Here is a 23,580-nt window from a genome sequence, read left to right on the forward strand (position 1 = left end):
GTTTTCATAATAGAAACAGAAATTATCATTTAAATCATTATGTTGTTATAAATAAAGGGGAGGAAGAACAGATGAAAATTACGTCTTTTGATTTTTGGCAAAAGTTCGGGAAAGCATTATTAGTTGTTGTAGCTGTAATGCCAGCAGCTGGTTTAATGATTTCTATCGGTAAGTTAATTGGGATGTCTGCTGGGGATATTAACGCAGTTCATACAATCGCTCGCGTAATGGAAGACATCGGTTGGGCAATCATTACAAATCTACACATCTTATTCGCAGTAGCAATTGGGGGATCTTGGGCGAAGGATCGCGCAGGTGGTGCATTTGCAGCGCTATTAGCATTCGTCTTAACGAACAGAATTACAGGAGCTATATTTGGCGTAAACGCTGAAATGTTAGCGGATTCAAAAGCGACAGTTTCTTCAGTATTAGCAGGAGATTTAGTTGTAAAAGATTACTTTACTTCTGTACTTGGTGCACCAGCATTAAACATGGGAGTTTTCGTAGGGATTATCACAGGTTTTTTAGGAGCTACTCTATATAACAAATATTATAACTATAATAAACTACCACAGGCATTAGCATTCTTTAACGGAAAACGATTCGTACCATTCGTTGTAATTGTTTGGTCTACAGTCACTGCAATTGTATTATCACTTTTATGGCCGTTCATCCAAAGTGGATTAAATGAATTCGGTCGCTGGATTGCAGCATCTAAAGATAGTGCACCGGTTGTTGCACCATTTGTATATGGAACGTTAGAGCGTTTACTATTACCATTCGGTTTACATCATATGTTAACGATTCCGATGAACTACACAGAGCTAGGCGGAACATATACGATGTTAACTGGCTCAAAAGTTGGACAAATTGTAGCAGGACAAGATCCTTTATGGCTTGCATGGATTACAGACTTAAATAATTTACTAGCAAATGGAGATACGAAAGCATATAACGATTTATTAAATAACGTTGTACCAGCTCGTTTCAAAGCTGGACAAGTTATTGGCTCAACAGCAGCGTTAATGGGTATTGCTTTCGCGATGTTCCGTAATGTTGATAAAGAAAAACGTGCAAAATATAAACCAATGTTCTTATCGGCTGCATTAGCAGTATTCTTAACAGGTGTAACAGAACCAATTGAATTCATGTTCATGTTTATTGCTCCAGTATTATATGTTGTATATGCAATTACAACAGGACTTGCATTCGCATTAGCAGATTTAATTAACTTACGTGTTCACGCATTTGGATTTATTGAATTAATTACTCGTACACCGATGATGGTTAATGCAGGATTAACAAGAGATTTAATCAATTTCGTTATCGTTTCATTAGTGTTCTTCGGTCTGAACTTTACATTATTCAATTTCTTAATTAAAAAATTCAATTTACCAACACCAGGACGTGCAGGTAACTATATTGATAATGAAGATGAGTCATCAGAAGGAACAGGAAATGTACAGGATGGTTCATTAGCAACAAAAGTTATTGATTTATTAGGTGGTAAAGAAAATATTGCTGACGTAGATGCTTGTATGACGCGTTTACGTGTAACAGTAAAAGATTTAGAGGTTGTTGCACCGGAAGCACAGTGGAAACAAAATGGTGCTTTAGGACTTATCGTAAAAGATAAAGGTGTACAAGCAGTATATGGTCCGAAAGCTGACGTATTAAAGTCAGACATTCAAGATATGTTAGGTGCGTAATAAGATGAAATTGCTAACTTTAAACTGTCACTCTTGGCAAGAAGAGAATCAAATGGAAAAGATAAAATATCTTGCTAAAGTCATTCAAGAAGAAGAGTACGATGTCATCGCATTGCAAGAAGTAAGTCAGTCGATACAAGCTGAAAATGTATGCGGTAACAAGAAAGAAGATAATTTTGGACTTTTACTATTAGAAGAGTTAAAAGCGTTACATGTAAAAGATTACAATATTACTTGGGATTTCTCTCATATTGGTTATGATGTGTATGAAGAAGGATTAGCGATTATAACGAAGCATAATGTTGTAAAGGAAGATACGTTCTTTATTTCAGAAAATAAGGATACAACGTATTGGAAAACACGCAAAATTGTAGGTGCGACAATTGCTTATAATGATAAGAACATAACGTTTTACTCTTGCCACCTCGGTTGGTGGAATGATGAAGAAGAATCATTCAAAGATCAAGTTAATCGTTTGATGGGGCGTGTAGATAGTAATGAACTTTCCTTCTTAATGGGTGATTTTAATAATAACGCCCGTTTACAAGGTGAAGGTTATGAATATATGATGCAAAAAGGTTTGTATGACACATATGAACTAGCAATAGAGAAGGATGAAGGAACAACTGTCCAAGGTGAGATTGCTGGTTGGGATGAAAATAAACATAACTTACGAATCGATCTAATATTGTGTAACCAAAGTGAAAAAGTTCGTTCTTCAAAAGTCATTTTTAATGGTACGAACAGAAATGTAATTTCAGATCATTTCGGTGTAGAAGTACAAGTAGATATATAATAGAAGAAATCCTCACAGATGATGAAAAGCTGTGAGGATTTTTTTGAGGAATACAAGTATTTCCAAGAGAAAATACTTGTATTTTTTATGACATTTCCTATATATTTGTTATTATTGAATGTAAAACTAATTTGGTCATTTTGTATGCATACTTTTTTTACTTCGTTATATAATGAAGTAAGTGAAATATTTAATGGGAAAAATAGTGTATTTTCGTTTAATCCACGATGTAGAAAGTGATATAATTGCAAAATGTATGTATCATTTTCTAAAGAAGGAAAAATATATAATTAGGTGATAAATTCTATGAAACAAATTTGGCGTATTTATAAGACAGATTTACGGAATGTAGCTAAACATTGGGCTGCAATTGTTATTGTTTTAGGATTAATGATTTTACCATCGTTATATGCATGGTTTAACATTAAAGCTTCTTGGGATCCTTATGGAAATACAAAAGAGGTTCCCATTGCCGTTTCTAACCAAGATGCAGGCTCTAATTTAAGAGGGAAAGATATCAATATCGGGGACGAGATTGTAGATTCTCTAAAGAAAAACAAGAATCTTGGTTGGAAATTTGTAGACCAAAAGCAGGCGATTTACGGAGTTGAGCGTGGGGATTATTATGCAAGTATTACAATCCCAAAAGACTTCTCTGAAAAAATTGCAACTGTTCTGGATGAAAATCCACAAAAGCCAGAACTTGATTACTATGTAAATGAAAAAGTAAATGCGATTGCACCGAAAATTACAGCAAAAGGTGCATCAGGTATTACAGAAGAAATTAGTAAAAACTTCGTTAAAACAGCGAACGGTGAGATTTTTAAAATCTTCAATGACCTTGGAATCGATTTAGAAACAAACTTACCAAGTATCGAGAAAGTAAAAGACCTTGTCTTTAAGTTAGAAGCGCAGTTCCCAGAAATGAATACACTGATGGATAAGGCGTTAGATGATGCGACTCGAGCAGAGGATGTAGTAAAAGTAGCGCAGAAAGAATTGCCGGTTGTAGAGAGTGTTATTAATGATGGTCAGGATACACTTAAGAGCTTAGATGCATTCTTTGCGAGAAACGATGAAACATTGAATCGTGCTCCAGGAACTATTAAGAATAATTTAATTGCAATGCAAACAGGTTTGAATAGTGCGGCGGCGATTACGGATTTCTTAAAAAATCCATCTTTTGATTTCAATATGGCACTTCCAGATCCATCTAAATTCCCAGTGTTACCTAATATAACTATTCCACAGATACCAGAATTACCGCAGGTGAATGGTCAATTATATAAAGATATAGCTAAAAATATTGATCAAACTGTAAATAATGTATTCGGCTCAATACGTGTTGGAACAACTTATGCACAGGGAGTTATAAACGGGTTACAAAATGGTAATTTTGATCCAGAAAAAGCGAAACAAGATCTTAATAAGGTTTCTGAGAATCTTCAAGGTCGTGTGGATAGTGTTTCATATGTAATTGATATCTTTACTAAATTTAAAGAATCCGCACCAACTGATTCTGGAAAAGACTTCTTCCAAAAACGAATAGATAAATTAACGAATCTTAAATCAGCTATCGAAAATGCAAATGGCGGCGTTAAAGATATCGCTAATATTATAGGTACAGGGCAAGAAGTGAAACAAGATGTAAGAGATGCTACTAATCAAAAGTTAAATGCAATAAATAATTTAGTAAACCAAGCGGAGGCAGATTATAATGCGACGTTTGTAGCGGATTTTGAAAAAGCGGTAAGTACGGCTGAACAATTAAAAGATAAAGCTGGAAATGCACAACAGAATTTAAATCAAGAAATAAAAAAAGTTAACGAGATATTAGACAATGGTAGAGAAGGCTATGATCAGGCTGTAAATAATTACAGCAGATTAAAAACAGAGCTTGAAAAAGCTAGAGAAGACTTAAGTAATAAAGGTGTTAACGGACTAGATTCTACAAAAGTAGCTTTAAATGATTTAAATGGCCAGTTCAAAGCCGGGCTAAATTTAGTTAACGATATGATTCCTGTTATGGAAAATACGAATAAAGTTTTAGCAGATGTAAATAGTGATAAGAACACGAATAACATGATTTCTAAATTGAATAAAGTAAAAGATGGTCTTCAAAAAGGAATCGATTTAACTGATAAAGGAATTGACGCTATTAATAAAGGTCAAAAACCAGCGGCAGATGTTATTGAGAGTATTAATGAAGTATCTAAAAATGTTTCGGGTCAAATAGGTGACATCTTAGCTAAGTACGATTCAGAAATCGTTCCAAACTTTAATGAAGCAATTGCTCGTACAAAAGAGATGTCGAAAAACACATCTCAAATTTTAAAAGAAGCAGACAAAAAGCTTCCAGATGTTAAAAAGCTACTAGAAGATTCATCAAAAGGCTTAGTAGACGGTAAAAAGAAATTAACAGACATTAAGGCTGACATGCCGGAGACTGAGAAAAAGATTAAAGACTTAGCAAATAAAATTCGTGATTTTGAATCTGAAGAGGATATAAAAGACATCATACGCTTATTGAAAAATGATGTTGAAAAGCAAAGTGATTACTTCGCGAATCCAGTAAATTTAAAAGAGAATAAGTTATTTGCGATGCCAAACTATGGTTCAGCGATGTCACCATTCTATACAGTGCTTGCATTATGGGTAGGCGCATTATTAATGGTTTCATTATTAACGGTAGAAGTGCATGAAGAAGGCGCGAATTATAAGAGTCATGAAATTTACTTCGGACGTTTATTAACATTCTTAACGATAGGTCTTTCACAAGCGTTTATCGTATCGATGGGAGATATATTCTTACTCGGTACGTACGTAGTCGATAAGTTCTGGTTTGTATTATTTAGTTTATTTATTGGCGGGGTCTTCGTTTGTATCGTATACTCACTCGTTTCTATTTTCGGAAACGTTGGGAAATCGATGGCGATCATTTTACTTGTACTGCAAGTAGCAGGATCGGGCGGAACATTCCCAATTCAAATGACACCAGCGTTTTTCCAAGCACTTTATCCGTTCTTACCATTCACATACGCAATTAGTGCAATTCGTGAAACAGTGGGTGGAATGCTTTGGGATATAGTAACTAGAGATTTACTTGTGTTAAGTGCTTTCGTAGTAGTTATGATTGTAGCTGCGTTATTACTGAAAACACCAATTAACAAATCGAGTGAAAAGTTTGTTGAGAACGCAAAAGGAAGTAAAATTATTCATTAATAATAAAAGGTTCCTACCGAGAGTGGTAGGAACCTTTTTGTTTAATCAAATTTTAATTTCTTTAAAGCTTCTGCGAACGGATTATTTAATGGTTCTTCTTCTTTTTTCTGTTGTTTCATATATTTTTGAACGTCACGCTTATCAGCCTTGCTTCCAGATTCCTTTTTACGTCTTTCTTGGAATGTGGATAATTTCTCGCGATAGCCACATTTACATGCAAAGGTTTGTCCCGCACCTTCACCACGTAATTCTAACTTCTTCTTACATTGCGGACAACGAGCGTTTGTTGTACGAGATACGTTTTTACGATGACCACATTCACGGTCTTGGCAAACGAGCATTTTTCCTTTTTTGCCGTTTACCTCTAGCATTGGTTTACCGCAATCTGGACAAGACTTCGTTGAAATGTTGTCATGTTTATATTTTTTATCACTCGATTTTATTTCAGCAACAATTTCTTTCGTATAGTTCTTCATTTCTGAAATGAATACTTCTTTCTTTAATTTTCCTTTAGCGATAGCTTCTAACTTTTGCTCCCATTCGCCAGTTAGTGTAGGAGATTTCAGTTCTTCTGGCACTAAATCAAGTAACTGACGGCCTTTTGAAGTAATATGAATATCTTTACCACGTTTTTCAAGTAAGAACGAATTGAATAACTTGTCGATAATATCAGCACGCGTTGCTACAGTACCTAATCCACCAGTTGACTTTAACGTATCAGCAAGTTGTTTATTTTGCGTATCCATATATTTCGTAGGATTCTCCATTGCTGAAAGTAAAGTCGCCTCATTAAAACGTGCAGGTGCTTTCGTTTGCCCTGATGTTTGCATAATTAACTTTACAGTTAATGTATCGCCTTTTTCAATGTGAGGTAGAAGTTGTTCTTTTACGTCATCAGTTACATCATCATCTTCAAAGCGATTTTCATATACTTCTTTCCAACCGGCATGTAGAATAGTTTTTCCACGTGCGATGAACGTTTCATTGCCAACTTTTGTGCGTAACGTTAGTTGCTCGTATTCGAATGCTGGGAATAAAACGGCTAAGAAACGTTTTACAACTAAATCATAAATTTTACGTTCTTTATCTGTGAAGGCTGAGAAGTTAACGTATCCTTCTGTCGGAATAATTGCGTGATGATCACTTACTTTACTATCATCAACAAATGACTTATTAGACTTGATAGGCTTTTGTAATACTTTATGTGCTAAAGGACGGTACTCTCCAACGCCACATGCTTTTAGACGCTCTGGAAGTGTCCCAACGATATCAGATGAAATATAGCGTGAATCTGTACGAGGGTATGTTAGCACTTTGTGTTGCTCATACAATTTCTGCATAATGTTTAATGTTTCTTTCGCAGAGTAACCGAATTTTTTATTGGCATCACGTTGCAATTCAGTTAAATCGTAAAGACCAGGAGAGAATGACTTCTTCTGTTTTTTATCAATTTCCACAACAGTAGCATTATGCTTATCTAAACCTTTTACGATACCATCAATTTTTTCTTTATTAAAACTGCGGCTATTACCATTTGCATCTTGCCAAGTTAGTTTTAACTGATTCGTTGTTTGTGCTTCGATACCGTAGTAAGTTTGAGCTTTGAAGTTCTTTATTTCATCTTCACGATTAGCGATCATAGCGACAGTAGGTGTTTGTACACGGCCGCAATTCAGCTGGGCATTAAAGCGAGTCGTTAAAGCGCGAGTCGCGTTAAGACCGATGTACCAGTCAGCTTCTGAACGTGCGACAGCCGAAGCGTATAAATTGTCATATGCTTTACCTGGTTTTAAATTTGCGAAGCCATCTTTAATTGCTTTGTCAGTAACAGATGAAATCCATAAACGCTTAATAGGCTTCTGTATTTTAACTTTATCGATAATCCAACGTGCGACTAATTCGCCTTCACGTCCAGCATCTGTCGCTACAATAATTTCATTTACATCTTTTCTAAGAAGTTGGCTTTTTACAGCGTTAAACTGTTTCCCTGTTTGTTTAATAACGGTTAGTTTTAAACGCTCGGGTAGCATCGGTAAATCTTCTAAATTCCACTTTTTATATTTCACATCATAGCTTTCTGGATCTGCTAATGTAACGAGATGACCTAAAGCCCAAGTTACAATATATTTACTACCTTCAAGGTAGCCATTTCCTTTTTTATCGCACTTAAGTACACGCGCAATATCTCGTGCAACGGAAGGTTTTTCAGCGATTACAACGCTTTTTGACATATTAAAAACATCCTTTCAAATTTCCATACGTTAACTATAGCATACATCTTCTTGAGATTCAGTTTCGCTCCAGATTTGAACGTTTTTTAGTGGTATGAACAAAAATTGTTTGAAATCAAATGATGGTGATAGAACATAATCTACACGAGGATGAGACTATGAAAAATAGATACTTATTTATCCCGCATTAACAGGCAGTAAGACCCCTGCCTCAAAATTCAGCAGAAGCAAAGAAGTTAGGTAGGGGATCAACTGCCCATAAAAGCCCGATTGGTTCAACTAATAATCAGTGGGGGATGAACAAAACCCCCACTGATTAAAGTTTCACTTTATTATGCGTATTGTTTTATCAGTTGCTTCTATATGAAATAGAAAAGTAAAGAACTTGTTATTTTACTAGAATAAGAGTAGACTTTGAAGTAGATGAATAATAAGCACATGGGAGTTTGTGGATGCAAACTGAGAGTATGACTAATCCGTCATTGACCATTTGAACCTGTTGGATAATGCCAGCGTAGGGAGAGTGTAAAAGCACATGTTCAGGCACTTTGCGTACGCGCAAAGTGCCTTTTTGTGTATCTCCCATCACTATAGTTAGGGGATGAGAAGGATGAATATGAAAGAAATTAGTAAAGTAGTGGATTTGGTGAGAGAATCTAATCCGCTCGTTCATAATATTACAAATGTTGTTGTAACAAACTTTACAGCTAACGGTTTGTTAGCGTTAGGGGCATCGCCTGTAATGGCGTATGCAAAAGAAGAAGTAGCAGAAATGGCTAGCATTGCTGGAGCATTAGTATTAAATATGGGGACACTCCGTCCTGAAGAAGTAGAAGCGATGTTACTTGCGGGTAAATCAGCAAATGTGAACAATGTACCAGTACTGTTTGATCCAGTTGGTGCAGGAGCAACATCGTATCGAACAGAAGTTGCGAGGTATATTCCGACTGAAATCGAGTTAGCGATTATTCGCGGGAACGCAGCTGAAATAGCGAACGTTATTAATGAGAGCTGGGAAATTAAAGGGGTAGACGCCGGTGTTGGAAATGGCAATGTTGTAAGTATTGCAAGGCAGGCAGCGGATGAATTAAATACAGTAGCGGTGATTACTGGAAAAGAAGATGTTGTTACAGATGGAGAGCGAACGATTCTTATTCGAAATGGTCACTCTATTTTAACGAAGGTTACGGGAACTGGTTGTTTACTAACTTCTGTAATAGGAGCATTTGTAGCAGTAGAAAAGGATTATGTAAAGGCAGCAGTAGCGGCATTAACGTTTTATGGTGTAGCTGCGGAACTGGCAGCTGCTAAGACAGTGGAAAAGGGACCTGGTAGTTTCCAAATTGAATTTTTAAATCAGTTAGCGAATACTACTTCAGGTGATATTGAGAAGTACGGGAAGATTGAGATTATATAGTAAGGAGGGGAACTAGATGCCCTGTATTACAAAGGCTGACATGTCCAGGTTGTTATCAGTATATTTTATAATGGGAAGTAACAATTGTGCGAAAGAGCCGCTACAAGTATTGAGAGATGCACTCGAAGGCGGTATAACAATTTTTCAATTTCGTGAAAAGGGAGAAGGCGCTTTAACAGGAGAGGAACGCATTTGTTTCGCAAAAGAACTACAAGCAACTTGTAAGGAGTACGGTGTACCGTTCATCGTAAATGATGATGTGGAACTAGCTCTCGAGTTAGATGCTGATGGCGTGCATGTTGGACAAGATGATGAAGGGATTACTTCTGTTCGTGAAAAAATGGGGGATAAAATTGTTGGTGTATCTACACATACAATTGAAGAAGCACGCTGGGCAATTGAAAACGGAGCTGATTATTTAGGTGTTGGCCCTATTTTCCCAACGAGTACGAAAAAAGATACGAAAGCTGTGCAAGGAACGAAAGGCTTAGCTCATTTTAGAGAGCAAGGAATTACAATACCGATTGTCGGGATTGGTGGCATTACAATTGAAAATACAGCATCAGTTATAGAAGCGGGTGCAGACGGTGTTTCCGTTATTTCTGCGATTAGTTTAGCGGAATCTGCGTATGAAAGTACGAAGAAGCTAGTTGAGGAAGTAAATAGGGGTTTGTAGGAAAACGGAACTTCACAAAAATAGTAAAAAACATAATGGACAGTTAAAAATATTTAAACAAACGTTTGATTAAAAAAGCACAAACCCTTTAAAACTTTGGGTTTGTGCTTTTTCTTTAAAACATAATTGAAATTAAGAGCATTCCAATTCCGATAGAAGTGAATGTTGCGATTAGGCCTGGAATCATAAAGCTATGATTTAAAACATATTTACCAATACCTGTTGTACCAGTACGATCGAAGTTAATGGCAGCAACGATTGTTCCATAGTTTGGAATGAAGAAATATCCATTTACTGCAGGGAACATTGCGATTAGTAGCGCTGGTGGAATACCGAGTGATAATCCAAGAGGCATTAAAGCACGTACTGTTGCTGCTTGGCTATATAGTAAAATAGATAGAATGAATAATGCGATGGCAAATAGCCATGGTGCACTTGTTACTAGGTGCTGTATTGATCCTTGAATCATATTTAAGTTTCCGTTAAAGAAAGTATCTCCCATCCAAGCGATACCGAAAATAGCAACAACTGCTGTTGCCCCCGCTTTAAAGACGTTACCAGACACGATGCTTTCTACATTTGGTTTGCAGAAAATAATAATAAGAGCTGCGATAGTTAACATAACCATTTCAATTGTGTTTGGCATGGAAAGACGAATTAACTTCCCGTCAACCATCCATCCTGGACGAAGTGCTTCAAATGAACCGAGAAGTACGACAAGGAAAGTTCCCACTAAGAAAAGGATAACGGATAGTTTAGCGCCTTTTAAACCAACAAATTCTTTCTTCTCTTCAATTTTAGGAATCATTCCTTCTTTTAAACGTTTCAAGTATTCAGGGTCTTCATTTAATTCTTTCCCCATTTTGCTAGCAACAAATGCAGCTACCATACAAGCGATGAAGGTAGAAGGAATACTTACTTTTAAAATATCCAATAAGGTGATTTTATAGTCAGCTAGCATTGCTAAAAGTGCAACTGTTGCAGCTGATATAGGGCTAGCTGTAATTGCTTGTTGGGAAGCGATTACGGCAATTGACATTGGTCGTTCCGGCCTAATCCCAGATTCGCGAGAGACTTCTGCGATAACAGGAAGTACAGAATAAGCAACGTGACCAGTTCCTGCGCACAGTGTAAATAAATAAGTAACAATTGGAGCAAAGAATGTAATGCGCTTTGGATTTTTTCGCAATGCTTTCTCAGCTAGATGAACAAGGTAGTCCATTCCTCCAGCGGCTTGCAGTGCACCGGCAGCTGTAATTACTGCTAAAATCATAAGCATTACATCAATAGGAGGAGCTGTAGGTTGTAAGTGGAAGACAAAAACAAGTATTGCCATACCAACGCCACCCATTACTCCTAGACCAACTCCGCCTAGGCGTGCGCCAATAAAAATGCAGAGTAGTAACGTAAGAAATTGTAGCCAAAACATGATAAACTACCTCCGAAATTCATTAGTTAAGATATATTTGAATAATTTAATTTGAACGAAAATTAAAACAAATACTCAAAATAATCCTTGTGTTATATACATTTTTTATTATATAACACAAGAAATGTAACATTCACGAACTTTGTTAAGTTATTTCGAAAAAATAATACATTGAAACTTTACATTTGCATCTCTAAATAGGTAGACATTTTAATTCTTATGTTGTAATCTTTGATAGAGAATAATTTAATTCTCATAGAACTCCCATATCGTTCAACTCGTTCAGCGAGAAAGGCAAACTGATGGAAACATTAGGACGCAAAACTACAGGAGCTAAGGTCGAAAGGCTATGCTAGCCAGTTACCGGACGGATAGGGTTGGTCTTGACCAATGCTCTTTTCATTGGTCTTTTTTTTGTTTATAAACAAATGAGAGACGTTATCGTTTATTAATAAGGTGTATATTTTAATAGCGTTACTTTATAGTAAGTTAATTAAGAAAGGTGATGTTAATGAGAAGGTGTTGGCATAAACTATCATTTCTTCAAAAAAATGTATTGTTAACTGTGTTAGTTATTTTGACGCTTGTCGGTACTATGGGAGCGTTAAGTTTTAACATGTTTCAAAATAGCATGATGTCTATATTTGAAAGGCATTCTTTTGAAACAGGGGATACGGTATTACATAAATTAGACGGAGAAATATTGAGAGATGTTGCAAAAGACCCAACGGCAGAAAGAGAAAAGAGAGAGAAGTTAACAGAGAAATTAGATGAATCAACGGAAGAATTGAACAGTGTTGGACAAACCTATATTGTTGGAGCGAAAAAAAATGAAAAAGGTGAGCTACAAATCATTGATTTATCTACAGGTTTAGCAAATGTTGTTGAAGTAAGGCCGGGAGAATATTATAAACAACCAGACCTTTGGATGAAAGCATATGATAAAGTAATGAGCACAAAAAAAGCAAACATGACAGAAGTATATGAAGACGCATTAGGAACATGGGTAACGATATTAGAGCCAATTAAAGATGGAGAAGGTAATATTGTGGCACTTGTTGCAGCTGATGTAGATGCTTCTATTGTTCCTAGTACAAAAGAAAAGTTCATTATACAAGGTTTAATGTTTATTTGTATTTCTGTTTTAATTGCAACTTTTATTCAATTCTTAATTGTGCGTAACGCACTTGCTCCATTGCGAGATTTACGTGAAGGATTGCGCAAAGTCGGTGAAGGTGATTTAAGTATTAAATTAGAGGAAAGACCAGATGATATTGGTATTATTAATGCGTATTTTAATAATACCATCGAGAAGTTTAAAGGAATTATAGATAAAGTGAAGCAGACAGCAGAACAGGTTTCCTCATCTTCACAAGAATTGTCAGTGAGTACGAAAGAGAATAGCATGGCAGTTAAAGAAATCGTAAGTTCTATGGTTGAGTTAAGAGCTGGAGCTCGGTTACAAGAAACTGCAGCACCACAGTATTTAGGCGCTGTATATGAAATGGAAGATAAGATGGAAGAGATAACGAATGCTGCAGAACAAATAGCGAAAGAGTCTGAAGGTACAAAGTATCATTCAGTAAAAGGAAATGGTGTTATTGAGCAGGCGATTAATCAAATGAACATAATACAAAATGCAGTACAAGATTTATCTTCTATCATCCATTCTTTGGAAACAAGATCAAAAGAAATTAGTGATATTGTAAATGTAATTACAGGTATTTCAAATCAAACTAATTCCCTAGCTTTAAATGCTTCTATTGAAGCTTCACGTGCTGAGGCAACCGGAAAGGGATTTGCTGTTGTTGCTGATGAAGTGCGTAAATTAGCAGAGCAGACGGAAGCATCAGCAAAAGATATAGCGAAATTAATAGGGGAAACACAAGTTGAAACGGAAGAAGCTGTTGTTTCAATGCAAAAAGCTTCAAAAGAAGTAGAATCTGGAATAAAACTTGTTGAAAGTAGTGGTGCTTTCTTTGAAAAAATTTCAAAATCAGCACAATCTGTTACAAATCAAGTTAGAGTTGTTTCTAGCAATTCAAGTGATATATTGCAAAATAGCCAAAATATTGTTCGTGTTGTAAATGAACTATCACTTATTGCAAATACGTATGCAAATAGTAGTAATAATATTGAAGAAAGTATGAAAGAGCAGGAAATGTCTGTACAAGATATTGCTGAATTAGCTAGTTCTTTAAGCTGGCTTTCACAGGAGTTACAAGAGTTAATAGGGGAATTCAAAAGTTAAATGAAATGATTATACGTGCTTTTGTTTGTTCAATAAAATAAATCATGCTACAATGAAAACGAATTAAGGACCGGGGAGCCAATTGGCTGAGAGGATGTAAACAAACATCGACCCTCAACCTGATCTGGATAATGCCAGCGTAGGGAGTTACTTAAAGTGATGTAGCATATGTTATTCTATAATAACTTGCATACAAGGCTTTCCTACGCAGTAGGAAAGCCTTTTCTTGTTTTAATATTTCATTTTATAAGGGGGATTTTACTATGTCACAACAAGTTACAATTTCATTTTCAGTAGTACCACAAGCGAAGAACAAAGATGTGTATTCTGTTGTTGATAAAGCAATTGAAGTTGTACAACAATCGGGAGTTCGTTATGAAGTAGGGGCAATGGAAACAACGCTGGAAGGAGAATTAGATGTACTTCTTGATATCATTAAACGTGCGCAACAAGCTTGTGTGGATGCTGGAGCAGAAGAAGTGATTACTTCTATTAAAATCCATTATCGTCCAAGTACTGGTGTAACGATAGATGAAAAGGTTTGGAAGTACCGTGATGAATATGCAAAACCAGAAGCAATCTAAAACAATTACAACAATTTGGCTTATCCTTCTCATAGCGATATGGGAAGGATCTGTTTCATTATTTAAAATTGAACCGTGGATTTTACCGAAGCCTTCTGCCATTGTTCAAGAATTAATTGGAATGAAAGATTTACTATTACCGAATACGATGCAAACGTTACAAGAGGTTCTAATTGGACTGTTTTTTGCGATTTTAATTGGGACAAGTATTGCAATTATTATGGATGTTATCCCTTTATTTCGTATTTTAATAAATCCGTTGCTTGTTATTTCGCAAACGATTCCAATCGTTGTACTTGCACCGTTATTTATTATTTGGTTTGGATATGGAATGCTACCGAAAGTAATGGTAGTAATACTCGTTTGTTTCTTCCCGATTGCGCTTAGCATTTTAGAAGGTTTTCAAACGGTAGATAAAAATATGTTGAAGTTGTTGCAAACGATGAAGGCAACGAAATGGCAAGTTTACCAGAAAGTAAAGTTTCCAGCAGTGTTGCCATACTTTTTCTCAGGTTTAAAAATTGCAGTTACATATAGCGTAATGGGAGCAATTATTGGGGAATGGCTCGGTGCAAGTGAAGGATTAGGAGTTATGCTTACAAGGGCTACAAAATCCTTTTTAACAGCCCGAGTATTTGGTGTGGCAGCAATTATTGTTATGGTGACATTATGTCTGTATTTTATCGTGGAGTTTATGGCAAGAATAACAGCACCATGGATATATAGAAAGGACGGCAGAAAATGAAAAAAGGTTTAAAAGTTATGTTGGCTGCCTTATTAGCAGTAGGTGTAGCTGGATGTAATCCGGCGAAGAAAGAAGAAAGTGCAAGTAAAGATCAAAAAGTAAAAGTAGTATTAGATTGGTTTCCGAATACGAATCATACTGGCCTATATGTAGCGCAAACGAAAGATTATTATAAAAAGCAAGGATTAGATGTAGAGATTATTCAGCCAGGTGATAATGTGACAGCGGAGCAAATGATAGCTTCCGGAAAAGCTGACTTTGCAATAAGCGCACAAGAAAATGTAACGTTGGCTCGTGTGGAAGGTATTCCTGTTGTATCTGTAGGAGCAATCATCCAACATAATACTTCAGCTTTTGCATCACTTAAAAAAGATAATATGACGTCACCAAAAGATTTTGAAGGTAAACGTTACGGCGGCTGGGGAGGACCAGCAGAAGAAGCGACGTTGAAGACAATCATGGAGAAGCATCAAGCTGATTTTAATAAAGTTGAAAAAATCATCTTAGGACAAACAGATTTCTTTAAATCAATCGGTCGTGATGCAGACTTTGAATGGATATATTACGGATGGGATGGAATTGAAGCGAAGCGCCAAGGAAAAGAGTTAAATACGATTATGGTGAAAGACTTAGACCCAGCGCTTGATTTCTATAGTCCTGTTATTATTACGAGTGAAAAACATACGAAGCAAGATAAAGACTTTGTGAAAAAGTTTATGAGTGCAACGACAGAAGGTTATAATTTTGCAATTAAAGAACCGAAAGAAGCTGCTGATATTTTAATTAAAGCAGTTCCAGATGTGAATAAAGAATTAGTACAAGAAAGTCAAAAATGGTTAAGTACGAAGTATCAAGATGATGCAAAAGTGTGGGGAGTACAGAAGGAAGAAGTTTGGACGAATTACATGAATTTCTTATATGATAACAAAGTTATTAAGAAGAAAATTGATGTGAAAGATGCCTTTACAAATGAGTTCCTTCCAAGTGAAAAATGAGTGGATTACAAATAAAAGAGATCGTAAAAGCTTTTGATGGAAAGAATGTATTGGAAAATATTAGTGCTTCTATACGAGAGGGAGAGTTCGTTTCCTTTGTAGGACCGAGTGGTTGCGGGAAAAGCACATTATTAAATATGATTGCAAATGTTGAAAATCCAACAAGTGGGAATGTAACGTATAAGGATAGGCACGTACAAGAGCAAGATGTTGTAAGTTATATGCCGCAGCAGGATTTATTACTACCGTGGCGATCAGCTTTGCAAAATATAGTTCTTCCATTGGAAATCGAAGGGAAACCGAAAAAACAAAGGCTAACAGAAGGAATGGAAGCATTAAAGCAATTTGAACTAGATGAATATGCAGACCATTATCCAGATGAATTGTCTGGTGGTATGCGTCAAAGGATTAGTTTTCTGCGCACATATTTATGTGAAAAGCCAATTATGCTACTTGATGAGCCTTTTGGAAAATTAGATGCCTTTACAAAAATGGAAGTACATAGTTGGCTTTTAAACTCTTGGCACCAAGAGAAGCAAACAATTGTTATGGTTACACATGACTTAGATGAGGCAATCTTACTGTCGGATCGCGTATTTATTTTATCTCAAAGACCAGCATCAATAGTTGGAGAGGTACAAGTGAAATTACCTAGACCAAGAACGATGGATATGTTAACATCACTTGAGTTAAAGAAGGATAAGGAAGAAATTCTGAGAGTATTAGCTCCTTATATGAAAAAATAGAAAAAGCTCTTACCAGATTTAAATATAATTGCTGGTAAGAGCTTTTTTTATAGAACATGAAAAGAATGAGAAGGAACAAAAGAAAAAATAGAGAATAGAATATAACAGAGTAGTTTATACTCTTAATATAACAAATGTTAAAGGAGTGAAAGGATAAAATGACTTTATCAACTGTTCTTCAAATGGTTTTAGCTTGATGCGGGAGAAGTCTGCCCATTTTTAATGATTAAGCTAAATTGAAGACAGCAGGTAAAGAACCTTAATCCTTTTTTACGATAATATGTAATGGGTAAGGTGTATTCACCTTACCCATTTTTTATATATACAATTAAATAAGGCTTTATACTGTTGCTCTCTCTATTTAGCTTATGAACTATAAGTAGAGGAGAGAAAAAAATGAGTATATTAACAGTAGAAAATTTAAGTCATTCGTATGGTGAGAAAACCATTTTATATAATGCGTGTTTTCGACTATTAAAGGGCGAGCATGTTGGGTTAGTTGGGAAAAATGGAATTGGAAAATCAACCTTGTTAAGGATTTTAACAGGAGAACTTATACATGATGACGGAAACATTGAATGGTTTCCACATGTGAAGATAGGCTTTTTACAGCAACATATGGATTTACAAGAGGGGATAACAATTGAAGGATACTTACAAAGTGCATTTTCTAATTTGTATAGGATTGAATGCGAAATGTTAAAAATTGCTGAAGAAATGAATGGAGCAGGAGAAGTAGAAAAACTGTTAGTAAAGTATGGAGAATTACAAACTATATTGGAAAGCTCTAATTTCTATCAAATTCATACAGAAATTGAAGAAGTAGCAATCGGTTTAGGTTTATTTGAAATAGGGTTGAAAAAGGATGTTTCAAAGTTAAGTGGAGGACAGCGAACAAAGTTATTACTTGGGAAGCTCCTTTTAGAAAAAGCTGATGTTTTATTGCTAGATGAGCCAACAAATTATTTAGATACAGCCCATATAGAATGGTTGCAATCGTATTTGAGACTGTATGAAAAAGCTTATGTGATCATTTCACATGACGAAGTATTTTTGAACAGTATTACGAATGTTATTTATCATCTAGAAGAACGGAAAGTGAAGCGGTACGTAGGAAATTATGAAAAATTTGTGCAAAGTTATCAATTGCAAAGGAAACAATTACAATCGGCGCATGCGAAACAGCAAAAAGAAATTGCTCAGTTAGAAACATTTATTCAAAAAAATAAAATTCGAAAAGCGAAACAGGCCAAAAGTCGAGAGAAAGTATTGGAGAAAATGCAAAGGGTTGAAAAGGTTAATCATGTACCTCGATCCCGTTTTGATTTCAATGTTTATGAGGAGCCAGTGAGTCGCATATTACAGGCTGAAAAACTAAGGATAGGATATAGTTCTCCGTTATGTCCAGAATTGAATTTGCAAGTGAAAAAAGGAGAAAAGATAGCGATTGTTGGTCATAATGGAATTGGAAAAACGACAATGTTAAAAACGTTATTAGGTCAAATAAAGCCGTTAAGCGGTTCAATTTCTGTTGGAGAACGAGTAAATCCTGCTTATTTTGCGCAGGAAGAGTTTGCTTCAGAAACAACACCATTAGAAAAAGTTTGGGCAGAACGACCAGATATGACAAAGAAAGAAGTACGCCAAGCATTAGCAAAGTGTGGATTGAAAGAAGAACATGTATTAAAACCTATTCGTTTATTAAGCGGCGGGGAACAAACGAAAGTACGTTTATGTGAACTTATCGTAACGAAAAGCAATGTTTTAATTTTAGATGAACCGACTAATCATTTGGATATAGAAACAAAGAAGTCTTTGCAGGAAGCGTTACAACAATATAAAGGAACAGTTTTACTTGTCTCACATGAGCCTTCTTTCTATGAAGCATGGATAACAAAAGTATGGAATATAGAAGAATGGGATGCTGAACGATATGAATAAAGAAAAGGCATTAGCTTGTATAAGCTAATGCCTTTTCTTTGTGATTAACATGATTTTCGAGAACTCTTACATGAGAATTGTATGAAGAAGCACTCTTATGGTGCGCTTATAAGCGTGCTTTTTCTTATGTTATGTTTATATTTAGATGCCTTTCCCTAACAGGCGACTATCATTCTTTATATATATAGATAGTTTGAAGTGGAATAAAAATAATTCCTATATGTAAAGGATAATGTGATTAGTATAGGAAGACAATAGAACTTAAAGGAAATTCATGTAAAATTCATATGAACTTCACATGAACTTCATATTAGAAACTAGATATAATTATAATAGGTTATTGTAATGTTAATTTGTGATTTTTCATAAAATTAAAAGTTTGAATTTAGGATAGAGCACTCAAACCTAAATTCAAACTTTAGTGAAATAATTAATGGAGGTTACGCTTAGTTTTCGCTAATGGATGCATTTACAAGTTCGGCGGGAGTGCCTGTTCCTGCCCCTCCGATTGTAACGGATCCACCAGGAGGAATTTCACCATTCCATCCTGCATTCGTAATTACGTAATGAGTATTTATTTTACTACTAATTTTAGAATCCCAAACTTGTGTTAAATTGCCGTTATAATCAAATTCTAATTTCCAGTTTTTAATAGAGGTCGTTCCACTATTTTTAATTACAATCGAGAAGTTGTAACCACTTCCCCAATTGGAAGTGACTGAAAAGGTAGCATTACCATTTCCACCAGGAGGTGTTGTATCAGTATCATCTGTTTTTATAATGATAGAAGTAGGCTGTGATTTATTCCCGGCAGCATCTTTTGCTATTATTGAAAATGTGTATTCGGTATTAGATTTTAAGTTTTTGATTGTAATGCTATTTGTTGTTGTACTCCATTTCTCTTCTCCGGCAGTAATTTCATATTCCGTAACTCCTACGTTATCAGTAGATGCAGTCCAGTTTAATTGAACGGAGTTTGAATTTTTATTTGTAACAGCAATATTTTTTACGTTTGTTGGGGGCTCAGTATCTTTTTGAGTAATAGGTCCACCAAGTAATTCTTTTACTAACGTATCAAGCAATTTTGGTCCACTGCAACTATATTTTGGACTTGTACGGCAATCCCCGCTTAGTTCCCAAAACATTGCGCCACTTAGACCCTTTGTCTTTATATAGTCTGTTTTATATTTCATAGATTCGTTGTCATCATAGCTAATAAACGTGCCTGTAGTCGCATTATATAAATAAGGTACTTTCGCTACATCGTTCCAGTGGCGAACAAAACCATTTTTATTAACATAATTAGCTGCTAAATCACCATAATCGTACACACCTGTGTCACCGGTAGAATAATCATCCCAAGTACCTTTAGAAGCGAGCTTTCCGTCACTACCTGGTTTACAAGGTTGGTATTGTCCATTATTTTCTTTTCCGCAACTTTTCCATCCACGTCCGTAAAAAGGTACACCTAATACGAGTTTATCCGCTGGAACCCCTTCATTTGTATAAATGTCTATCGCACCATCTACATAAAATTTTGTATCCGCTGCTGGGTCATTTGGATCTTTGTATAGTGCTGCATTATGGTTAGAAGTAGCTTCCCATCCACCGTGGAAATCATATGTCATAATATTAATCCAATCAAGTATTTGAGAGATCTTTTTTAGCTCTGTATGATCCGCATAACGTTGGCTTGCACCTGATGCGATTGTTAGTAAATATTGTTTCCCATCTTCTGCAGTAGCTTTCGTTAATGCATTTCGAACATCTTGAAGGAGTAGGGTGAAGTTTTGCTTATCTTCAGGACGATAACTACCACCAGGAATCGTTTCAACGCCCGGATATTCCCAATCTAAATCAACGCCGTCAAATCCATATTCACGAAGAAAAGCTACTGTAGATTCAACGAATACTTTTCTTGTTTTTTCATCAGCTGCCATATCAGAAAAGCGGTTAGACCAAGTCCAGCCACCAACTGAAATAATTGTTTTTAAGTGAGGATACTTAGCTTTTAATCGTTTCAGTTCTCCGAAATTTCCACAACGGGCGTATTTATCACAATCTTCCCAAGTTGTACCTGATCCTGGATAAGATTTTGTGACATCAGCCCATGGTTCACCGAGTACGAGAGTGCCATTAGGAACCTCTTTATTTTGCAGTGGTACACCAGACTCTTTACAGTTCCACGTTTGTTTATTTGGATTATCGGGGTGAGTAGAAGGGTTTCCATGTTTTCCATTCCAGCAAATATCAGCGAAAGCATAGTTTAAATGAGTTAGCTTTGATGCATCAATGTCTGCAACTTGATAATTACGTCCGTAAATGCCCCATGAAGGAAAATACCCAACAATTTTTTGACCTTGCTTTGGTGAATCTGCTAATGCAACATTTGGAGTAATAAAGTTTGTAAGAAAAAGAGGTAAGAAGAGTAGTAGGGATAGTAATAGCAGTGTGAATTTTTTGGAGCTCATAGTCATTTCTCCTTTCAAAATAAAAGATATATTTAAAGGCATGCGCCAATAAACCAAAGTGAATCTAGACGTATGAAACTTTAATCAGTGAGGGGGCTTCATCCCCCACTGATTATCAGCCCTCACCAATCGGACTTTTATGGGGAGCCCCACCCCCACCTAACTTCTTTGCTTTCGCTAAATTTTGAGGTGGGGGTCTTACTGCCCATTAAAGCGGGATAAAAATGATCAGACATCACGAAGTCTATACAAGGGAGCAGGGGGTGATTAAATCGTAGCAAATGTAAGATTTGGTGTAAACGCTTTATTTGATTCGCAAAGATTTTCTCAATATGAAATGGCTCTAATACAGACTACACATGAAAATAAAATATTGATTAGGAAGGAAAAGGCTCCTTGTAATTAAATTTGAGAAAAAATTGTATGAAGTCAATTTGTAATAGCGTAGCAAGATGAGAAAATATCATGTAAAATAATAGTAAAAATATGTAAAGGAGCGAATGGTGTGGATGTCTTTTTGAACATTGCTGAAGAAAAAATTCGACAAGCAATACGGAATGGAGACCTGGATCATATTCCGGGAAAAGGAAAACCACTACAATTAGAAGACCTTTCAATGGTACCTCCAGAACTTAGAATGAGTTATAAAATCTTAAAAAATGCGGGTATGATTCCACCAGAAATGGAACTACAAAAAGATATATTAAAAATAGAAGACTTAATTGCGTGCTGTTATGATGAAGCAGAGAGAAAAAAATTACAAGAAGAGTTAACGGCAAAAACGCTGCGTTTTCAGCAGGTAATGGAAAAGAGAAAGATTAAAGAGAGTTCAGCTTTTCGTATGTATCAGGATAAAGTATTTCGTAAATTACGCTAAGAGGGATAAGATGAATACATTTGAAACGATAGAAGAATTAGCGACATATATTGAAGGACAACAATTAGTACTGCTCTTTATTAAAACGGAAAATTGTGGTGTTTGTGATGTTATGCTAAGAAAAGTAAATGGTCTATTAGAGAATTATGATTACGTAGAGAAAGTAGAAATATTACTACAAGACATGCAAGAGATCGCGGGGCGATATGCAGTATTTACAGGACCAACAGTTTTATTATTTTATAATGGAAAAGAGATCCTTCGTGAATCGCGCTTCATTTCACTTGAAAATTTAGAGAGAACCATTCAATTATTCGAAGATTAAGGGAGGCTTTTATATGGAATTTATTATTGTCATACTATTATTTGTTGTAGTTGGAACGATCGTAACGGCAGTTCGATCAAACAAAAAGAAGGTAAATCTTACGAAACAAAATAACATTCATAATTCATCTAACAGTTCGTCACCATTATTTTTCTTTGCTGGATCTGATAATGATAGCTCGCATGGAGGTTCACATGATTGTGGAGGATCTTTCGTTGGAGATAGCGGAGGCAGCTGCGATGGTGGCGGAGGTGGCGGTGATTGATGGAAATGCGCCTTATATAGGCGTATTTCTTTTTAAACAAACGTTTGATTAATATTTTTAATGTACTAAGGGGAATAGAAATGAAAAGGGAACCGAAAGTGAAAAATAAGGGGAAAGTAGTGTTATTTTTATTAGCTGCGGGAGGCGTATTTCTTGTTAAATTAGGATTTAAAATTGGAATAATACATATGATTCGAACGTGGTTTGAAAGTGCGTTTTTTTAAATAAGGAATATAGCCTCTTGTAATAGAGGTTTTTAATTTGTTATTATTAGACTGAACGGTCGGTTTAAAGAGGTGTAAATATGAGAAGAAGTGCAGAAGAGATAAAGAAAGAAATTGCATATAAAGCAGAAAGTCTGTTTTCACAGAAGGGTTATGCAGCTACATCTATGGAAGAGATTTGTGAAATTACAAAGCGAAGTAAAGGAAGCATTTATTATCACTTTAAAAGTAAAGAAGAATTATTTTTATTTGTAGTGAAACAGCATACGTATGATTGGCTTGAAAAATGGAATGAAAAAGAGAAGTTGTATAGTACGAATACTGAAAAACTATATGGTCTCGCGGAATATCATGTCGAGGACATACAGCAACCCATTTCAAATGCAATAGAGGAATTCTCTATGAGCCAAGTTGTAAGTAAAGAGATTTTGGATGAACTATTGGCTTTAACTAGAGAATCATATGTTATGTTTGAGAAACTAATTGAAGCAGGTATACAGTCTGGAGAGTTTCGTGAAGATAGTACGCGCGACCTTATGTATATTGTGAATGGATTATTATCAGGGCTTGGAGTACTTTACTACGAGTTAGATTATAAAGAGCTGCAACGTATTTATAAAAAGGCAATAGATGTATTGTTAAAAGGAATGGCAGCTGAATAATAAGTCAGTTGCTT

General features: G+C 35.7%; 19 protein-coding genes and 3 riboswitches. Of the genes, 16 read left to right on the forward strand and 3 right to left on the reverse strand.

All coding sequences use genetic code 11. The features are described 5' to 3' along the window. The first annotated feature begins 71 nt into the window (after positions 1-71). The 3 genes from ACLBWW_RS25115 to ACLBWW_RS25125 all read left to right on the forward strand — a co-directional run bounded on the left by ACLBWW_RS25115 (position 72) and on the right by ACLBWW_RS25125 (position 5,727). A complete protein-coding gene (locus tag ACLBWW_RS25115; RefSeq protein WP_048541948.1) occupies positions 72-1,709 on the forward strand; it encodes a PTS transporter subunit IIBC in 1,638 nt (545 codons plus the stop codon). A gap of 4 nt (positions 1,710-1,713) precedes the next feature. Further along, on the forward strand, positions 1,714-2,505 hold the full coding sequence (locus tag ACLBWW_RS25120; RefSeq protein ID WP_048541946.1) for an endonuclease/exonuclease/phosphatase family protein: 792 nt from the start codon (positions 1,714-1,716) through the stop codon (positions 2,503-2,505). Positions 2,506-2,811: 306 nt separating this feature from the next. Next, positions 2,812-5,727 carry a YhgE/Pip domain-containing protein gene (locus ACLBWW_RS25125; protein WP_048541944.1) on the forward strand — a complete coding sequence of 972 codons (2,916 nt, stop codon included), beginning with the start codon at positions 2,812-2,814 and terminating at the stop codon, positions 5,725-5,727. A 41-nt stretch (positions 5,728-5,768) separates the two neighbouring features. Here the strand turns inward: ACLBWW_RS25125 and topB are convergent, their stop codons facing one another. Further along, complete coding sequence (topB, locus tag ACLBWW_RS25130) at positions 5,769-7,958, reverse strand: DNA topoisomerase III (protein WP_098221303.1); 2,190 nt, start codon at positions 7,956-7,958, stop codon at positions 5,769-5,771. Positions 7,959-8,386: 428 nt separating this feature from the next. Next, positions 8,387-8,496: riboswitch (TPP riboswitch) on the forward strand. Between the two features lie 63 nt (positions 8,497-8,559). On the opposite strand from topB, the gene thiM reads away from it, so the two are divergent. Next, positions 8,560-9,375 (forward strand): hydroxyethylthiazole kinase, encoded by an 816-nt coding sequence (thiM, locus tag ACLBWW_RS25135; protein ID WP_338390610.1) that lies wholly within the window; start codon positions 8,560-8,562, stop codon positions 9,373-9,375. A 16-nt stretch (positions 9,376-9,391) separates the two neighbouring features. Beyond that, positions 9,392-10,051: a thiamine phosphate synthase gene (gene thiE / locus ACLBWW_RS25140; protein ID WP_098641708.1), complete on the forward strand. Its 660-nt coding sequence runs from the start codon at positions 9,392-9,394 to the stop codon at positions 10,049-10,051. A 115-nt stretch (positions 10,052-10,166) separates the two neighbouring features. Here thiE and ACLBWW_RS25145 read toward each other — a convergent pair whose 3' ends face one another. Beyond that, positions 10,167-11,480, reverse strand: coding sequence for an anaerobic C4-dicarboxylate transporter family protein (locus tag ACLBWW_RS25145; RefSeq protein ID WP_000498712.1), 1,314 nt, complete (start codon positions 11,478-11,480; stop codon positions 10,167-10,169). Between the two features lie 283 nt (positions 11,481-11,763). Then, a riboswitch (cyclic di-GMP riboswitch) is annotated at positions 11,764-11,848 on the forward strand. Between the two features lie 143 nt (positions 11,849-11,991). Here ACLBWW_RS25145 and ACLBWW_RS25150 point away from each other — a divergent pair. The 6 genes from ACLBWW_RS25150 (at position 11,992) to ACLBWW_RS25175 (ending at position 18,742) form a co-directional block, all read left to right on the forward strand. Next, positions 11,992-13,731, forward strand: coding sequence for a methyl-accepting chemotaxis protein (locus ACLBWW_RS25150; RefSeq protein WP_098641709.1), 1,740 nt, complete (start codon positions 11,992-11,994; stop codon positions 13,729-13,731). A 61-nt stretch (positions 13,732-13,792) separates the two neighbouring features. Further along, positions 13,793-13,894, forward strand: a riboswitch (TPP riboswitch). A 100-nt stretch (positions 13,895-13,994) separates the two neighbouring features. Beyond that, positions 13,995-14,315: an MTH1187 family thiamine-binding protein gene (locus ACLBWW_RS25155; protein ID WP_000082897.1), complete on the forward strand. Its 321-nt coding sequence runs from the start codon at positions 13,995-13,997 to the stop codon at positions 14,313-14,315. Continuing rightward, positions 14,287-15,060, forward strand: a complete 774-nt coding sequence (locus ACLBWW_RS25160; protein WP_048541932.1) for an ABC transporter permease — start codon at positions 14,287-14,289, stop codon at positions 15,058-15,060. The genes ACLBWW_RS25155 and ACLBWW_RS25160 overlap by 29 nt, the downstream gene beginning before the upstream one ends. Further along, a complete protein-coding gene (locus ACLBWW_RS25165) occupies positions 15,057-16,055 on the forward strand; it encodes an ABC transporter substrate-binding protein (protein ID WP_048541931.1) in 999 nt (332 codons plus the stop codon). The genes ACLBWW_RS25160 and ACLBWW_RS25165 overlap by 4 nt, the downstream gene beginning before the upstream one ends. Then, the gene (locus ACLBWW_RS25170; protein WP_098132553.1) at positions 16,052-16,801 is read left to right on the forward strand and encodes an ABC transporter ATP-binding protein; all 750 of its coding nucleotides are present in this window, start codon (positions 16,052-16,054) and stop codon (positions 16,799-16,801) included. The genes ACLBWW_RS25165 and ACLBWW_RS25170 overlap by 4 nt, the downstream gene beginning before the upstream one ends. A gap of 396 nt (positions 16,802-17,197) precedes the next feature. Beyond that, complete coding sequence (locus ACLBWW_RS25175; protein ID WP_048541927.1) at positions 17,198-18,742, forward strand: ABC-F family ATP-binding cassette domain-containing protein; 1,545 nt, start codon at positions 17,198-17,200, stop codon at positions 18,740-18,742. Positions 18,743-19,188: 446 nt separating this feature from the next. On the opposite strand, the gene ACLBWW_RS25180 is transcribed toward ACLBWW_RS25175, so the two are convergent. Then, complete coding sequence (locus ACLBWW_RS25180; RefSeq protein WP_447614292.1) at positions 19,189-21,213, reverse strand: glycosyl hydrolase family 18 protein; 2,025 nt, start codon at positions 21,211-21,213, stop codon at positions 19,189-19,191. A gap of 505 nt (positions 21,214-21,718) precedes the next feature. On the opposite strand from ACLBWW_RS25180, the gene ACLBWW_RS25185 reads away from it, so the two are divergent. The 5 genes from ACLBWW_RS25185 (at position 21,719) to ACLBWW_RS25205 (ending at position 23,566) form a co-directional block, all read left to right on the forward strand. Then, on the forward strand, positions 21,719-22,090 hold the full coding sequence (locus tag ACLBWW_RS25185; RefSeq protein WP_048541924.1) for a DnaJ family domain-containing protein: 372 nt from the start codon (positions 21,719-21,721) through the stop codon (positions 22,088-22,090). Between the two features lie 10 nt (positions 22,091-22,100). After that, on the forward strand, positions 22,101-22,415 hold the full coding sequence (locus tag ACLBWW_RS25190) for a thioredoxin family protein (RefSeq protein ID WP_048541922.1): 315 nt from the start codon (positions 22,101-22,103) through the stop codon (positions 22,413-22,415). Between the two features lie 13 nt (positions 22,416-22,428). Further along, complete coding sequence (locus ACLBWW_RS25195; RefSeq protein ID WP_048541920.1) at positions 22,429-22,680, forward strand: hypothetical protein; 252 nt, start codon at positions 22,429-22,431, stop codon at positions 22,678-22,680. Positions 22,681-22,760: 80 nt separating this feature from the next. Further along, complete coding sequence (locus ACLBWW_RS25200; protein WP_048541918.1) at positions 22,761-22,904, forward strand: hypothetical protein; 144 nt, start codon at positions 22,761-22,763, stop codon at positions 22,902-22,904. An 80-nt stretch (positions 22,905-22,984) separates the two neighbouring features. Continuing rightward, the gene (locus tag ACLBWW_RS25205) at positions 22,985-23,566 is read left to right on the forward strand and encodes a TetR/AcrR family transcriptional regulator (protein WP_048541915.1); all 582 of its coding nucleotides are present in this window, start codon (positions 22,985-22,987) and stop codon (positions 23,564-23,566) included. Positions 23,567-23,580: the final 14 nt, after the last annotated feature.

The sequence above is a fragment of the Bacillus sp. M5A3_1b genome (assembly GCF_053345335.1).

Coding starts and splice junctions, on each gene's coding strand:
- ACLBWW_RS25115 (WP_048541948.1), top strand. CDS start 72: ATGAAAATTACGTCTTTTGATTTTTGGCAAAAGTTCGGGAAAGCATTA.
- ACLBWW_RS25120 (WP_048541946.1), top strand. CDS start 1,714: ATGAAATTGCTAACTTTAAACTGTCACTCTTGGCAAGAAGAGAATCAA.
- ACLBWW_RS25125 (WP_048541944.1), top strand. CDS start 2,812: ATGAAACAAATTTGGCGTATTTATAAGACAGATTTACGGAATGTAGCT.
- topB (WP_098221303.1), bottom strand. CDS start 7,958: ATGTCAAAAAGCGTTGTAATCGCTGAAAAACCTTCCGTTGCACGAGAT.
- thiM (WP_338390610.1), top strand. CDS start 8,560: ATGAGAAGGATGAATATGAAAGAAATTAGTAAAGTAGTGGATTTGGTG.
- thiE (WP_098641708.1), top strand. CDS start 9,392: ATGCCCTGTATTACAAAGGCTGACATGTCCAGGTTGTTATCAGTATAT.
- ACLBWW_RS25145 (WP_000498712.1), bottom strand. CDS start 11,480: ATGTTTTGGCTACAATTTCTTACGTTACTACTCTGCATTTTTATTGGC.
- ACLBWW_RS25150 (WP_098641709.1), top strand. CDS start 11,992: ATGAGAAGGTGTTGGCATAAACTATCATTTCTTCAAAAAAATGTATTG.
- ACLBWW_RS25155 (WP_000082897.1), top strand. CDS start 13,995: ATGTCACAACAAGTTACAATTTCATTTTCAGTAGTACCACAAGCGAAG.
- ACLBWW_RS25160 (WP_048541932.1), top strand. CDS start 14,287: ATGAATATGCAAAACCAGAAGCAATCTAAAACAATTACAACAATTTGG.
- ACLBWW_RS25165 (WP_048541931.1), top strand. CDS start 15,057: ATGAAAAAAGGTTTAAAAGTTATGTTGGCTGCCTTATTAGCAGTAGGT.
- ACLBWW_RS25170 (WP_098132553.1), top strand. CDS start 16,052: ATGAGTGGATTACAAATAAAAGAGATCGTAAAAGCTTTTGATGGAAAG.
- ACLBWW_RS25175 (WP_048541927.1), top strand. CDS start 17,198: ATGAGTATATTAACAGTAGAAAATTTAAGTCATTCGTATGGTGAGAAA.
- ACLBWW_RS25180 (WP_447614292.1), bottom strand. CDS start 21,213: ATGAGCTCCAAAAAATTCACACTGCTATTACTATCCCTACTACTCTTC.
- ACLBWW_RS25190 (WP_048541922.1), top strand. CDS start 22,101: ATGAATACATTTGAAACGATAGAAGAATTAGCGACATATATTGAAGGA.
- ACLBWW_RS25195 (WP_048541920.1), top strand. CDS start 22,429: ATGGAATTTATTATTGTCATACTATTATTTGTTGTAGTTGGAACGATC.
- ACLBWW_RS25200 (WP_048541918.1), top strand. CDS start 22,761: ATGAAAAGGGAACCGAAAGTGAAAAATAAGGGGAAAGTAGTGTTATTT.
- ACLBWW_RS25205 (WP_048541915.1), top strand. CDS start 22,985: ATGAGAAGAAGTGCAGAAGAGATAAAGAAAGAAATTGCATATAAAGCA.